General features: G+C 65.2%; 15 protein-coding genes. 7 read left to right on the forward strand and 8 right to left on the reverse strand.

Going from position 1 to position 13,579, the window contains the following annotated elements; all coding sequences use genetic code 11:
• Positions 1-388: LLM class flavin-dependent oxidoreductase (locus VE759_RS03280; RefSeq protein ID WP_324928195.1), on the reverse strand; the 388-nt coding region annotated here is incomplete at its 3' end.
• Between the two features lie 217 nt (positions 389-605).
• On the opposite strand from VE759_RS03280, the gene VE759_RS03285 reads away from it, so the two are divergent.
• Positions 606-2,639, forward strand: a complete 2,034-nt coding sequence (locus tag VE759_RS03285; RefSeq protein ID WP_324928197.1) for a DUF6541 family protein — start codon at positions 606-608, stop codon at positions 2,637-2,639.
• Positions 2,640-2,691: 52 nt separating this feature from the next.
• Here the strand turns inward: VE759_RS03285 and VE759_RS03290 are convergent, their stop codons facing one another.
• Together VE759_RS03290 and VE759_RS03295 are read right to left on the reverse strand one after the other, a co-directional pair.
• Positions 2,692-3,675, reverse strand: a complete 984-nt coding sequence (locus VE759_RS03290; RefSeq protein ID WP_324928199.1) for a sigma-70 family RNA polymerase sigma factor — start codon at positions 3,673-3,675, stop codon at positions 2,692-2,694.
• Positions 3,659-4,804, reverse strand: a complete 1,146-nt coding sequence (locus tag VE759_RS03295; protein WP_324928201.1) for a DUF899 domain-containing protein — start codon at positions 4,802-4,804, stop codon at positions 3,659-3,661. The genes VE759_RS03290 and VE759_RS03295 overlap by 17 nt, the downstream gene beginning before the upstream one ends.
• A 244-nt stretch (positions 4,805-5,048) precedes the next feature.
• Here VE759_RS03295 and VE759_RS03300 point away from each other — a divergent pair, with 244 nt between their 5' ends.
• Together VE759_RS03300 and VE759_RS03305 are read left to right on the forward strand one after the other, a co-directional pair.
• Positions 5,049-5,765, forward strand: a complete 717-nt coding sequence (locus VE759_RS03300; RefSeq protein WP_324928203.1) for a hypothetical protein — start codon at positions 5,049-5,051, stop codon at positions 5,763-5,765.
• 255 nt (positions 5,766-6,020) lie between these two features.
• Entirely contained in the window at positions 6,021-6,803 is a 783-nt protein-coding gene (locus VE759_RS03305; RefSeq protein WP_324928222.1) for a DUF899 domain-containing protein, read from the forward strand.
• 78 nt (positions 6,804-6,881) lie between these two features.
• On the opposite strand, the gene VE759_RS03310 is transcribed toward VE759_RS03305, so the two are convergent.
• Positions 6,882-7,892: a sigma-70 family RNA polymerase sigma factor gene (locus VE759_RS03310; protein ID WP_324928205.1), complete on the reverse strand. Its 1,011-nt coding sequence runs from the start codon at positions 7,890-7,892 to the stop codon at positions 6,882-6,884.
• 165 nt (positions 7,893-8,057) lie between these two features.
• Between VE759_RS03310 and VE759_RS03315 the strand changes: the two genes are divergently transcribed.
• Together VE759_RS03315 and VE759_RS03320 are read left to right on the forward strand one after the other, a co-directional pair.
• On the forward strand, positions 8,058-8,606 hold the full coding sequence (locus tag VE759_RS03315) for a dihydrofolate reductase family protein (protein ID WP_324928207.1): 549 nt from the start codon (positions 8,058-8,060) through the stop codon (positions 8,604-8,606).
• Between the two features lie 176 nt (positions 8,607-8,782).
• Positions 8,783-9,250 (forward strand): nitroreductase family deazaflavin-dependent oxidoreductase, encoded by a 468-nt coding sequence (locus VE759_RS03320; protein ID WP_324928209.1) that lies wholly within the window; start codon positions 8,783-8,785, stop codon positions 9,248-9,250.
• Between the two features lie 51 nt (positions 9,251-9,301).
• On the opposite strand, the gene VE759_RS03325 is transcribed toward VE759_RS03320, so the two are convergent.
• Positions 9,302-9,745 (reverse strand): J domain-containing protein, encoded by a 444-nt coding sequence (locus VE759_RS03325; RefSeq protein ID WP_324928212.1) that lies wholly within the window; start codon positions 9,743-9,745, stop codon positions 9,302-9,304.
• A 236-nt stretch (positions 9,746-9,981) separates the two neighbouring features.
• On the opposite strand from VE759_RS03325, the gene VE759_RS03330 reads away from it, so the two are divergent.
• A complete protein-coding gene (locus tag VE759_RS03330) occupies positions 9,982-10,314 on the forward strand; it encodes a heat shock protein transcriptional repressor HspR (RefSeq protein ID WP_324928214.1) in 333 nt (110 codons plus the stop codon).
• A gap of 178 nt (positions 10,315-10,492) precedes the next feature.
• Positions 10,493-11,101 (forward strand): DUF305 domain-containing protein, encoded by a 609-nt coding sequence (locus tag VE759_RS03335; RefSeq protein WP_324928224.1) that lies wholly within the window; start codon positions 10,493-10,495, stop codon positions 11,099-11,101.
• Between the two features lie 50 nt (positions 11,102-11,151).
• Here VE759_RS03335 and VE759_RS03340 read toward each other — a convergent pair whose 3' ends face one another.
• From VE759_RS03340 to VE759_RS03350, 3 genes are read right to left on the reverse strand one after another with little or no spacing between them, the layout of a single operon-like run.
• The gene (locus VE759_RS03340; protein ID WP_324928216.1) at positions 11,152-12,129 is read right to left on the reverse strand and encodes a zinc-dependent alcohol dehydrogenase; all 978 of its coding nucleotides are present in this window, start codon (positions 12,127-12,129) and stop codon (positions 11,152-11,154) included.
• Between the two features lie 20 nt (positions 12,130-12,149).
• On the reverse strand, positions 12,150-12,530 hold the full coding sequence (locus VE759_RS03345) for a DoxX family protein (protein WP_324928218.1): 381 nt from the start codon (positions 12,528-12,530) through the stop codon (positions 12,150-12,152).
• A 9-nt stretch (positions 12,531-12,539) separates the two neighbouring features.
• Entirely contained in the window at positions 12,540-13,421 is an 882-nt protein-coding gene (locus VE759_RS03350) for an oxidoreductase (protein WP_324928220.1), read from the reverse strand.
• Positions 13,422-13,579: the final 158 nt, after the last annotated feature.

Raw genomic sequence — 13,579 nt, forward strand, 5'->3', positions numbered from 1 at the left:
TCGGGTCCGTGCCGTGGTCGCGCAATTCCTCGATGTTCCAGCCGGCGCCTACACCGAACACGAACCGACCACCCGAGATCAGGTCGATGCTCGCGGTCTCCTTCGCGGTGATGATCGGATCGCGCTGGATGAGCAGTGCGATCCCGGTAAACAGTTCGATTTTGGAGGTCACCGCTGCCGCCGCGGCGAGCGTGACAAACGGATCCAGGGTCTTGTAGTAGATGTCCGGCAACTCGCCACCGCGCGGGTAGGGAGTGTCCCGGCTAGCCGGAATGTGCGTGTGCTCGGCGATCATGAGCGACGCGAAACCTCGCTCCTCGATTGCACGCGCCAGGGATACCGTGTCGATACTGTCGTCGTTGACGAACGTGGAGATCCCGAACTTCATTCGCACCCTTATCTGTCGGCTTCGCCGGCTGTGAACGCTCGTCTAAACCACGCTATTCCCCGCCCGGCCAGCCTTCGATCGCTCAAGCGCGGCCCCCAGCGGGTCTGAGTCTCATTCTCGGCGGCGCACCCGCGGGACCGGATTCCCTGGTTAGACTGCCTCGCGTCTCCGGAATCGGGGTGTCCGTACCGGTGCGGGCAGCGGGGAAGGGCATCACGTGTCCGCTTGGATGGCGGCGTTGGCGGTAGGGCTGGCCTGCGCCGTACTGGTGCTCCTGCCGGGACTGCTGCTCGGTTACGCGCTCGGGCTGCACTCCCTCGCGGCCTGGGCGCTCGCGCCGACGCTGACCATCGCCGTGGTGGCGTCGGCCGGGGTGGTTACCAGGACTCTCGGCCTCGGCTGGTCCGTGCCACTGGTGCTGGCCGTCGTCCTGTTGGTGGCTGGGCTGACCGCCGGTGCAACGTGGCTACTGCGTCGCCTCAGCGACAACCGGCTTGGTCGATCCGCCCCGACCGATTCGGCCGGCCGGCCGGCCGCACTGGCAGGCTTCGGGGCCGCGCTGCTGCTCGGCGGGATCACCGTGGCGCTCGGATTGGGCCGCCCGGACCAAGTGTCGCAGACCTTCGACGCGGTCTTCCACTACAACGCCGTCGCCTGGATTCTCGACTCGCGCAACGCATCCTCGTTGACCTTGAAAGCGCTGGGCACGGCCGACCTACCCGCGGGCTTCTACCCGGCGGCCTGGCACGACCTGACCTCGCTGCTCGTGCTCGGTACCGGGTCGACGATCCTGCTCGCCACCAACCTGATGTCCGCAGTGGTCGCCGTCGTCGTGTGGCCGCTGGGCTGCCTGCTGCTGGCCCGCCAGGTGTTCGGGCCGTCCGGTGCCGCGCTCGTGGTCACCGGCGTGCTGAGCATCGCGTTCACCGCGTTTCCCTGGGGGATGCTCGGTTTCGGTGTGCTGTGGCCGAACCTGCTGGCGACGTCGCTACTCCCGGCCGCGCTCGCGGTGGTGCTGTCGATCTGCGGTCAGGCCACCGACGACGTGCTCGGGCGCGGCCGGGCGTGGGTGCTGCTCCCGGTGGTGCTCGTCGCGCAGACGTTGGCCCAGACCAGCACGGTGTTCAGCCTGGCCGTGCTGTCGCTTTTCCCGGTGGGCGTTGCGCTGGGCCGCCGGGCGCTCCGGCTCGCGCGGGACGGCCGGCCAGTTCGCGGCGTGGTCGAGGTGACCGCGGCGGTGCTGGTTGTCGGGGCAGGCTGGTGGTGGGCGGCGACCACGCCCGCACTCGCCCCGGTGCGCACCCATCACTGGCCGCCGTACGAGTCCCCGACGCAGGCGATCGGCCAGGTGCTGCTGAACGCCACCCGAGGCCCGACCGCGACGAACGGGTTCAACGCGCTGTGGGCGCTGTCCGTGGTCGTGGTGATCGGCTTGGTGCTGGCCGTCCGGCGGTCCGAACTCCGCTGGCTGGTCGCCGGGTACACGTTCTCTGCAGCGCTGTTCGTACTGGCCGCGGCGATCAACCGGTCGGACACGCAGAAGTTCACCGGCTACTGGTACAACGACGCCTACCGGCTCGGCGCGATGCTTCCGGTCACCGCCGTGCCGCTCGCCGTGGCCGCCACCGTCTACCTCGGCGGCCGCGTGCATCAGGCGGTGCTCGACCGGAAAGCCCTGGGCGGCAAGGGTTGTCGCCAGGTCGACGGCCGACTCCCGTTTCGGTCCGCCGCCCTGCCGGTGGTATTGGTCCTGGTCCTGCTCAGCATCTGTACCAAGGGCCTGTACCTCGATGACCGGGTGCAGATCCTCACCTACCGGCGGACCGAAGCGCTGGCCGGGAAGGTCAACACCGAGGGTTGGCTGGTCGACGCCAGGGCGCGGGCGTTCTTCATCCGGATTGCGCCGCAGATCCCAACGGACGCCGTGGTGGCGGACAATCCCTGGGACGGCAGTGCCCTGCTCTGGGCCGTCGCCGACCGCCGCACTCTGTTCCCGCACCTCGGCGTGGCGGACACCCCTGCCGAGCAGTACCTGGCTGCGCACCTGCGCGACGCCGCCACCGACCCACAGGTCTGCACCGTCGCCCGCCACCTGCACGTCCGCTACCTGCTGATCGGCGACGGCAAGTTCTGGGCGAACGACAACCGCTGGAAGGGCTACGCCGGACTGGCCGACCCGATGGGCCGCCCCGGTTTCCGGCTGGTCGACGCGGACGGCCCGCTCAAACTGTTCCAGCTCACCGCGTGCTGACCCACTGAAGCGCAAGACTTTACGAGAGGGGGCTTATCGCAGCATCTCGTGATCACATTGCATCCGTCGACAACTCCTGGGACAGGTCGAAGCGCCGCAACGCATCGATGTCCATGAAGGCCACGATGCGGCCGACACCGTGCGACGCCAGGGTGAGCACATGTAGGGCGTGCAGGTGGTGCTGTCCGTCAGCGGTCGCCGGGTACAGGGCAATTGCGGGTTGCCCATTGGCCGACGTGCGTACGACTGGGGTGTTGCCGAAGGCACGCATGCGCGGACCGAGGAAGGCGCCAATCGACGCGCTGCCCTGAAACCATGTGATGAACGGCGGCATCTCATAGCGCGCGTCGTCGGTCAACACCGCGACCAGCTCATCAACGTCGGCGTTTTGAAATGCCGCCACATACCGGTCAAGCAATTCACGCTGCCGCTGCTCAGACGGCTGCACCAGCGAATCGTTGTCTGCGGGCAGATGCGAGCGGGCGCGCTGTAACGCGCTGTTGACCGCGGCCACGCTCAGATCGAGCAGTGCCGCGACTTCAGCTGCGGACCAAGCCAATACGTCGCGCAGGATCAGCACCGCCCGCTGCTGCGGCGGAAGGAGCTGCAACGCGGCCACAAAGGCCAGCCGCATGGTTTCGCGCGCAGCCACCACAGTGGCCGGGTCGCTGGTCGTGGCGGCCAGCAGCGAATCAGGGGCGGGCTGCAACCATGCCAGCTCCGGATCACCGGCTCGAACGCGCGCTGTGGGGTCGGCGGCCGGCGCATGCAGGTCCGACGGCAGCGGGCGACGCTTGCGGCGCTCGAGGGCCTTCACAAACGCCCGGGTGGCGATGCGATACAGCCATGTGCGCAGCGACGAACGCCCCTCGAAACGGTCGTAGGCCCGCCACGCCTCCAAGTAGACGTCCTGCACGACTTCCTCGGCGTCGTCGACCGAGCCGAGCATGCGGTAGCCGTAGCCGATCAGCTCGCCCCGAAACGGCTCGGCCTGCCGCGCGAAGTCTTCTCCCCCTCCATCAGTGGTGATGCTCATGGCGATGCGGTGTCCCGTACGTGTCGTGCCATGGCCATTCGTTGATGTAGCGCTGCCGGCCGAGCGGGGTCAGATCGAGGAACCGGTAGGTGCTCAGCATGACATCAGCACCGACACCGTAGGCCGAATAGGTGTGAAACACCTTGCCCCCATCCTGGACGAAGACGCTGACGCCTTGCCCGTCGGCACCGTTGGTGGCCACGTAGTCCAGCCCCTCGCGCACCAGCGTGGCCTTGTCCTTGTAGTTGTATTCGATCGGTGCGATCGAATCGTCGCTGCTGACGTGGAAGTCGTAGTTGAAGTCGCTGCCGTGTGAGGAGTACCAGGGCAGCCGCCATCGCATACGGGCCTTGAACTGGCTGAGCCTTGCGTACGGCACGCGCGACACCAGCGCCAGTGTGGTATCCGCACCCTCGTTGAGATGGATCGGATCGGGCATGTCGTCCACGGCGAACGAGCAACTCGGACAGCCCTCGTCGATGTCGTGCAGCCACATGAAGTGGTAGACGATCAACTGGCTGCGGCCCTCGAACAGGTCGATCAGCGCCACTTTGCCGTGGGGACCCTCGAACACATAGTCCTTGTCGATGGCCACCGCGGGAAGTGCGCGGCGCTGCTCGGCCAGCGCGGCAAGTTGGCGGCTGGCGGCCTTCTCCTTGGCCAGCAGGTCCAGGCGCGCGGCCAGCCACTCCTCGCGCGACGCGGTATGCGAAACGTTCATTTTGACTCCTTTCCTCGGCATTACTGAGGCGCCCACCGGTCCAAACTCATCGCCGTGACGTTCGATCACCGCATCGTCTGGCTCGGTGGATTCAGCGGCGCTGATGGCTGGGCGGCCGTGATAGGAGCCGATCAAAACCGCATGCGTTACGACCGGCGGTGTGGCCAGGCGCTGGGCGAGTTCCCGGTGGAATTCGCGATAGGCATCGCAGTCCGCGAATGGGTCGGCGGTGCCGTCGAACGCGACAACATGCATGAATCCGAGCCCGTCGTCGGACACCAACACCTGATACTGGACTCCCCCGGGATCTCGGGCAGCCAGTTCAATCAACACGTCCTCGATCAGCTCGCGATTGCGTTGCGCGCCCTCGTTGGTCGTGAAGTACTGCACCACCGCGGCTCTCCTCACCACACACCACCTCCACCAATACAGAGGCCGCGCGCCTGCCAGACTCATCGGCCAAGCCCGCTGCCCCGATGGGCGCCGGCCCGGCGAGCTAGATGTACACCGGCCAGCGCACGCAATGCGCTGAAGCCCCGCTGTGGTGCTCAGGCGCTAGGTGCGATGAGTTTCAGCCACTCGCCGCCTCCATATCGATGACTCGCTCAGCGAGCCGCAGGCGACAGAAACCCGCTAGTAGTCAGGACCAGAAATGAACGATCTACTCGAGCGCGCCGTCACCGCCCACGGCGGCATGGACCGATGGAATCAGCTCAATTCGATCACCGTCGACGCCTCCATCACCGGGGCCCTCTGGCACGTCAAGGGCAAGGTGGATGCGCTCAAGGACGTTCGCTTAGAGGTGGACACCAAACGTCAGTTGCTCGCGGTGGATTTCGTTGGTCAAGGCAAGCGGTCGGTGTTTGAGCCCCACCGCGTCGTCCTCCAGCGCCGTGACGGCACGCTTATCGATGCACGCGACGAGCCGGAGGCGTCGTTTGACGGCCATCAACTCGAGACCCCGTGGAACGACCTTCATCTGGCCTACTTCACCGGGGAGGCCATGTGGACCTATCTGAATACGCCGTTCCTCTACACCTGGCCCGGGTTCATCACCGAAGAGATCGCCCCGATCGAGGTCAATGGTGAAACGTGGCGGCGGCTGAAGGTGACATTCCCCGAGCACGTCAAAAGCCACACCCGCGAGCAGATCTCGTGCTTCGGCCCGGACGGGCTGCTGCGCCGCCATGACTTCACCATCGACGTCATCGGCGGGGCGACCGGGCTGCTCTACGCCACCGACTACCGCGACGTCGACGGCATCATCATCCCCACCACACGACGAGGCTACGCCTGGCAGGGCGACTACCAGCTCATCCCCGAGCCGCTTCTAGTCGCCATCGACATGGGCAACATCACCTTCCACTGACCGCACGTCGCGTGAAACGCACACCGGCGAACGTTATCCTCGCGCAGGGGCTCCAATAACCGGAACCCCGGTCGGATCGGCGAGCGCGGGATACGCCCGGTCCAACGCCTGATCTTCAACCACTCTGTTGACTGTAGCCTTCGCTGCGTGGTGTGCTGAAGCGAGACGTTTAACAGCTCTGTTGAGCGTTCAGTGCCTGACCGGCATCCGGCTGTGTCGACAACCGCTGGACGACAATCAAAAAGGGATATTGCGATGACAACACCGCGGATTGTGACGCCGCAGCAGTGGCAGGAAGAGTGGCAGCGACTGCTCGTCAAAGAAAAGGAGGTGACCCGCGCGCATGATGCGCTTGCCGCGGAGCGTAGGCGGATGCCCTGGATCGCCGTGGACAAGCAGTACAACTTCGAGGGGCCGGAAGGGACGATGAGCCTGCTCGACCTGTTCGACGGGCGGCGTCAGCTGATCCTCTACCGCGCATTCTTCGATCCGGGTGTGCACGGCCAACCTGAAGACACGGCCGGTGTTGAGCGCGGCCGCGCCTGCTTTGGGTGCTCCATGATCGCCGACCATGTCGGCAATCTCGCCCACCTCAATGCCCGCGACACGACCCTCGTGTTCGCCTCGCGTGCACCGCAACCCGACATCGCGCGGCTGAAGCACCGGATGGGCTGGAAAATGCCGTGGTACACCATCACCGATAGCTTCGACATCGACTTTGGAGTGGACGAGTGGCACGGCACGAACGCCTTCATCCGCGACGGCGCCCGAGTGTTCCGCACATATTTCATTACCGGTCGCGGTGATGAGGCACTTGGCAATACGTGGAGTTATCTGGACATGACGGCCCTCGGGCGGCAGGAGAGCTGGGAGGATTCGCCGCCGGGCTACCCTCAGGGGCCGCCGTATGAGTGGTGGCGGCGGCACGACGAATATGACGACGCGCCACCAGCGCCGTCCGAGGGGTGGAAGCCGCAGATAGCGCGGGCCGGTGCGGTCGATTCTCGCGGCGAGTCCCTGAGCGGCGACGGTCGCTGACAATTGAGAGCTCGACGCCCTGCCGCGACCATGTGAATTGGCTCCATGCCGCGCGGCTGAAGTTGAGCCCAACTGGTTTCAACTCGGCAGTGTTCGTGGGAGTCCGAAGCTGGGGAGCACGCTGTTGTCGAACCGCGTCAGGGCGCTGATGTGGTCGCCCGCGAGGGTGAGCACCATCAGGCCGTTGGCGTGCAGCACCAAAGCGTGCGGATCTCTGGTGTAGAGCCCGAAGGCGGGTTGGCCGTTGGCCCGGGTCGGTATCAGCCGGTAGGTGCGCCCCTCACGGAAGGTCACCGCCGTGTGGAACTGTGCCGCAAGGTCGCGGCCCCGATACTGGAATGGCCACGGCGGCATGGACACTCGTACATCTTCGGTGAGCAAAGCGACCAGGCCCTGCACGTCTGCGCTGGAGTACGCGCGGGTGAATGCGGCAACAAGCTCTTGTTCGCCGGGTGAGTTCGGCGCCGGCGGCGGCAGGTGCTCAGGTGACCGGTCGAGCTCCTGCCGTAGGGTCGCGCGGGCGCGTTTAAGTGCACTCGCTATCGCCTGCTCGCCGGAATCGAGCATGTCGGCCACCTCGCGCGTTGAGTATCCAAGGACATCTCGCAGGATGAGCACGGCGCGCTGACGTGCCGGCAGCAGCTGCACCGCCGTGATGAACGCCAGCGATATAGCCTCGCTTGACTGGTAGCGGGCCTCAGGGCCCGGCGCGTCGGCGGGGACACCATCCAGAAGCAGGTCGGGGTAGGGCTGCAGCCACACCACCTCACCGAGCCCGGATGGCTCGGGCAGATCAAGCCCGCTCACCGGCGGGCCCGACTTGGGCCGACGGCTTGCCGAACGCAGCGCGTTGAGACAGCGGCTGGTCGCGATCCGGTACAGCCAGGTGCGCAACGAGGCGCGTTCCTCGAACCCGCCCAGGCCCTGCCAGGCGGCCAACAGTGTTTCCTGCAGGGCGTCCTCGGCATCCTGGGCCGAACCGAGCATCCGGTAGCAATGCACCTGTAGCTCCCGTCGAAACGGGTCGACCAGCTGCCCAAACGCGCGGCCGTCGCCCGCGCGGGCCCAGGCCAATAGCTCCTCTGTCACCGCCCACCGCACCCCTATTCCATGTCAAGGCCTCCACCGATATTGACCCCGCGGGTGCAGCAAGTCGGGCGCTTGCGCCCGACTTGCCCGGGCCGCGGTGTCTGCCCGAGTGACGGGTTGGCTGCGTCGCGAGCTCGCCAAAGCACAACGAATCAGGAGACACCGATGAGAAACATCATTGAATACACCCTTGCCTCAATCGACGGCGTGTTCGCGGGACCTGAAACTCGCAGGTTTTTTGACTACCGCGACGACGCCTACTACCGCGACGGACTGGGCCTGCTGGTGTCGAGCGATGCCATGCTGATGGGCCGGGTCACCTACGAGGAGTTAGCCAAGATCTTTTCGGGACGGCAGCAGCATCCCTGGACCGATCGGCTCACGACGATCACCAAATACGTGTTCTCCTCGACGTTGGAGCACGCCGACTGGGACAACTCGGTGATCGTGCGCGGCGATGTCGCGGCGCAGGTCACCAAGCTCAAGCAGCAAGACGGTGGCCCCCTGCTCGTCTTCGGCCACGGGCTGCTCGCGCAGACCCTGTTGAAGGCTCAGCTGCTTGACGTGCTCGACCTGTCGGTCCATCCGTTCATAGCCGGGTCGGGAGGTCTGCTATTTCACCAAGACCAAACGGCGGCAATGAAACTCACCGCGACGAAGTCCTTCTCGAACATTGTGAAGCTGACCTACGAGCCACAGTATGACCGATCCTGACCGCGGTGCCGGTGCGCGTAAGCCTGCCGCATCCTAGGGGTGGATCGCGCGAACGCATCAGTCGCCGTTAGGCATTCGGCCGCGCACCGCCCGCTCGAGCGAGCACCGGTGTCTACATCGATGTACCGCGGCGTAGGGCGCCACCACAACATAACTACCCGAAAGGAGCCATCGACATGACTGAGCCACTACCCAACCTGGACATTTACACAGCCGCGACCGATCCGCCGGCGCAGCAGCGATACAACGATTTGCTAATTGAGCAATTCCGGACAAACGCCGGCAAGGTAACCGGACAGTTTGCCGACCTTCCCGTGCTGCTGCTCAAGACGATCGGCGCCAAAACCGGCACGACTCGCACCATCCCGCTGGTCTACTTCCAGGATGGCGATCGCTACCTGATCATCGCCTCGAAGGCCGGCGCGCCTACGCATCCCGCGTGGTACCACAATCTGGTGGCCAACCCAGCAGCGTCCGTGGAACTGCCCAACGAATCCTTCGACGTGCGGGCCAGGCTCACTGAAGGCGCCGAACGCGATCGTCTTTTTCAGAAGGTGGTCGAACGCTTTCCAATTTACAGTGGCTACCAACAGAAAACGGGCCGCACCATTCCCGTCGTGGTCCTAGAACGCGTCGCTGAATAGAAGCGTAGGACCTACCCACCGGCCAGGGAGCTTGTTGAGCGAGTCCGCTGTCTAACAGCGTCTTTCGTGGTCGGCGTTCGAGGTGTTGCGGTATTGGACCCGTACCCGGATTTTGCGGGACTGTTGGCGGGGCGGCCCAGCCCATAATCGCGACCACTGGCCGACGGGGGCCTGGTTGTGTTTGTCGACGTGGGTGACCGGGATCTGCACGGGTCCAGCGAGTCCGCGACTCTGGTGCGGCGTTGGGCCCGCCAGGCGGGGTTGTGTGCTGGTCCGGTCGTAGTCTGCCCTGCGGCCGGGGTCGCGCAGCACCGCATAGGCGGCCAGCACTTGCCACAGCTGCGCATCGGCCACTGGAATCGCCTCTGCGGGAACGACCCGGGTATCCGGGTGCAGATCACGCAGCCGCGTGCGGTAGGCGCGGGTGATCTCCGCGGCACTGGCTGTGTGCCCCACGCCCAGCACCGTGTAGGGATCGAGATTCTCCGACACCATCGATTCGCCTCGACCAAGCCAGCCAATACGCGACGCCGGCGGTGAAACCGAGACACCCGGGGCGGTGGCGGATGCACCCCCACTGTCCCCCGGATGCAGCCGACCCCTCGTGTCAGGTTTGTGCGCCGTCGGATCGGATCTATGCTATTTGATATAGTTTATTTCAATCTTGTTATATAGCATTTGCGCTGGTCTTGTGCAAGAAGAAGTTGCCCTGGTTCACAGGAAGGCGCCGGTTGACCGACGACTCGACACCCCGCTCCGCGCGTGGGGTCTACAGCATCTCGGTGACCTCCGAGTTGTCCGGCATCGGCCCGCAAACGCTGCGCCTGTATGAGCGGCGCGGTCTGCTCACCCCCTCACGCACCGAGGGCGGCACACGCCGCTACAGCGACGACGACCTGGCCCGCCTGGAACGGATCACGGAACTCATCGACGACGGGGTCAACCTGGCCGGCATCGCCCACATCCTCGACCTGGAAGCCCAGAACAGCCAGTTGCAGTCCGACAACGCCGAACTTGAATCCACCAATGCCCGCTTGCGAGAGAAGCCGCGCCGCAAGTCATGACCTGCGCTGACCAGACAGTCTCTGAGCCGACGACGTGCCCAACCGGATGAGCACCGCGACCTGCCGCTGTAGCCGTCGCTGTGAAACCATCCAACCTTAGCTATACCCCTGTAGGGTATATATGCCAAGGGGCGATCCGGCGCCCAAACGGTGTCGATTAAGAGAAGGGACAACTGTGATCAGGCAACGAGTGCTAACGGTCGCGGTGGCCGCGCTCGCGGCCCTGGTGACCGTGACCGCATGCAGCGGTTCGGGCAATCAGGCCACCTCCCCCAGCAGCACTACGTCGGCGGGTGCGCCGGCCGCGTCCGGCTCCGCGTCGGCCGACCAGCAGCACAACCAAGCCGACGTCACATTTGCTCAGAACATGATTCCGCATCACCAGCAGGCCATCCAGATGAGCGACATCATCCTAGGCAAACAGGGCATCGATCCTCGGGTGATTCAGTTGGCCAACGACATCAAGGCCGCACAGGGGCCCGAGATCCAGCAGATGCAGGGCTGGCTGCGCCAGTGGGGCGTGCCGACGATGTCGATGGCACCAGGCATGACCATGTCAGGGATGCTGCCCGACCACGCTATGACCGCGTTGCAAGACGCCCAAGGTGCCGACGCGAGCCGACAGTTTTTAACCGGGATGATCCAGCACCATCAGGGTGCGATCGCGATGGCCCAAGACGAAATCAAATCCGGTCAATACCCACCTGCTATCACGTTGGCCCAGTCGATCGTCACCAGCCAGCAGCAGCAGATCACCACCATGCGGGGCCTGCTTGCCTCGCTGTAGCGCAGCAGGCCCCCCTCAATCGGTTCGCCGCGGAGACAAGGAACGTGGGTTCATTGGTTGTGGGGTGCGATGAGGGCCTTCATGATTCGGCCCGCGCGAAGGTGGTCGAACGCGGTCAGCGCGTCGGCTAGCGGGCTGACGACCGTGGTGAGGTCTGCCACCGCGACTTGCCCGGTGGCCAACAGCTCGATCGTTCGGTCGAACTCGTCGGCATAGATGTACGAACCCCGCACCGTGATTTCCTTGAGCAGGATCGTCGCCGAGTCGAGGCCTGGGTTGGGTCCGACTCCGACCACCACCAGGATGCCGCCGGGGGCGAGCATTTTCAGGGCGGTCGAGGTGGCGGTGGCGTTGCCCGAGCACTCGAACACGACGTCGACCACCGCGTCGTCAGAACCTTCGATCAACGCGGCATGCGAGGCGGTTGCGAACTGGGCTCGTTGTAGGGCCGGCTCCATGAGAAGAATCTGCGCTGGCGATTTGAGGTGAGCGATCCTGCAGGCGAGTTGTCCGATCGGGCCGCCGCCAGTCACCAACACCGTACGCCCCGTCAGCTCGCCTGCGAGTTCCACTGCGCGCAGCGCGGTCGCCGTGGGCTCGACCCAGGCCGCCTCGAGAGTGCCCAGCCCGTCGGGGATTCTGCGCAGGTGTCCTGGGTACGCGGCCATCAGCGGTGCCAGCGCTCCGTCGGCTTGCAGCCCGAGTGCCGTCTCCAATGTGGCGTGCCTGCAGAAGTTTGGCCGGCCCGACCGGCAGTAGGCGCAGGTGCCGTCGACGTTGCCATTGGGGTTTACCGCGACCCTGTCGCCCACGGCCCAGTCGGCGACGTCGTCGCCCACCGCGGAGACCCGGCCGGTGGGCTCGTGGCCGAGGATGCAGTCACCGCGGTACACCTGCGGCAGCTGGGATGCGTGCAGATCGCTGCCACAGATCCCGCACAGATCGACTTCGATAAGGACCTGATCGGGTGGCAGGGTCGGGATTGGACGGTCCTGTAGTGTGATCCGTCCGTCTGTGGTCAACACCACCGCTGGCATCGTCATAGTCGTTACGACGTAGAGGAATACGGCCCGAAGCGGCCCCAGGCAAGGACGATTGCGAGCACGAGCAGCACCACGTTCACCGCGATGTTCGGGATTTCCTTGCGCCGAGCGTGCGTCACGGCGGCACCGAGCATCACCAACGCAAGCCCCACCGCAGCCAGTGGTACCAGTATCGGCGCGATATTCAGGGCCGCAGGCAGAATCAGCCCGAGCGCGCCGAGAATCTCTATGGCCCCGATCAATCGGATATTGGTCGGGCTGAAGTCGGCCGCCCAACCCTGGCCAGCGGTGACCAGTTTGTCTTTGGGCACGAACAGTTTCATCAGACCGCTTGCGGCGAATCCCACCGCGAGAACGATCGCGATGATCCACAGCGCGAGGTTCATGGAAGCCTCCTAGTCGTCGTGTTGGCTGAATTCTTGGTTGAGCAGGGCCATATCGTCATCTGTCAATTGCAGGTCACCCGCGGCGAGGTTGTCAGCGAGGTGGCCGCGGGCGCGCGTGCCCGGAATCAACAACACGTTGGGCGCGACGGCAAGTAGACACGCCAGGGCAACCCGACTGGCGGTCGCGACGTGGCGAGCCGCGACCTCGGTGACTGCCGGGTTGGTCAGGATCGCTTCGCGCTGCTTCTGGGGAAAACCCAAGGGGCAGAACGGCACGAACGCGATGTCGCGGACGGCGCAGTCATCGAGGATGGGTTTGCCGTCGCGAGCCGCGAGATTGAAGTAGTTCTGGACGCAGACGATCTCGGTGACCTCGAGTGCGCGCGCAAGGTGGTCGCGGCTGACGTTGCTGATTCCGATTCCGCCGATGAGCCCCTCGTCTCGGGCCGTCGCCAGCGCGCCGAGCTGGTCGACGAACCGGGCGTCGGGCACGGCGTTGTCCATCACCCGCAGGTTGACGGCGGCGAGTCGCTCGACTCCCAACGTCGTCAGGTTGTCGTGGATGCCGGCCCGCAGTTGGTCGGGGTCGTCGTAGGGCAGCACCGCCCCGGAATCATCGCGGCGCGCAGCCACCTTGCTCACCAGCGCCAAGTCGTCGGGATAAGGATAGAGAGCCTCGCGGATCAGTCCGTTGACCACCCCGGGCCCGTAGTACTGCGCGGTGTCGATGTGATCCACCCCAGCATCGACGGCGGCCCGCAAGACCGCGATGGCTTCGTCACGGTCTCGCGGTGGGCCGCAGACTCCATCCCCCGCGAGCTGCATTGCGCCGTAGCCGACGCGCCAGACGGATTTGTCGGCAAGCTGATAGCGCAGCCGAAGGTCAGGCATAGATGGGTGCGACGTCGAAGTACACGCGGTAGTCGTCGATCTTGCCCTCGGCGTCGGTGTGGAAGATCGTGACGCACGGGATGGTGACCTGCTTGCCGTCCTTACGGTCGTAGGTCACCTTCAGCTCGTCGATGGTGTCGTTGGCGAAGGTCCATTCC

The sequence above is a fragment of the Mycobacterium sp. genome, from assembly GCF_035640695.1.
In the GTDB taxonomy this organism is placed as follows: Bacteria; Actinomycetota; Actinomycetes; order Mycobacteriales; family Mycobacteriaceae; genus Mycobacterium.

What these genes read in the sequence shown, in the direction of transcription:
- VE759_RS03290 (WP_324928199.1), bottom strand. Translation starts at nt 3,675, where the DNA reads ATGAGCATCACCACTGATGGAGGGGGAGAAGACTTCGCGCGGCAGGCC.
- VE759_RS03300 (WP_324928203.1), top strand. Translation starts at nt 5,049, where the DNA reads ATGAACGATCTACTCGAGCGCGCCGTCACCGCCCACGGCGGCATGGAC.
- VE759_RS03305 (WP_324928222.1), top strand. Translation starts at nt 6,021, where the DNA reads ATGACAACACCGCGGATTGTGACGCCGCAGCAGTGGCAGGAAGAGTGG.
- VE759_RS03315 (WP_324928207.1), top strand. Translation starts at nt 8,058, where the DNA reads ATGAGAAACATCATTGAATACACCCTTGCCTCAATCGACGGCGTGTTC.
- VE759_RS03320 (WP_324928209.1), top strand. Translation starts at nt 8,783, where the DNA reads ATGACTGAGCCACTACCCAACCTGGACATTTACACAGCCGCGACCGAT.
- VE759_RS03325 (WP_324928212.1), bottom strand. Translation starts at nt 9,745, where the DNA reads ATGGTGTCGGAGAATCTCGATCCCTACACGGTGCTGGGCGTGGGGCAC.
- VE759_RS03345 (WP_324928218.1), bottom strand. Translation starts at nt 12,530, where the DNA reads ATGAACCTCGCGCTGTGGATCATCGCGATCGTTCTCGCGGTGGGATTC.
- VE759_RS03350 (WP_324928220.1), bottom strand. Translation starts at nt 13,421, where the DNA reads ATGCCTGACCTTCGGCTGCGCTATCAGCTTGCCGACAAATCCGTCTGG.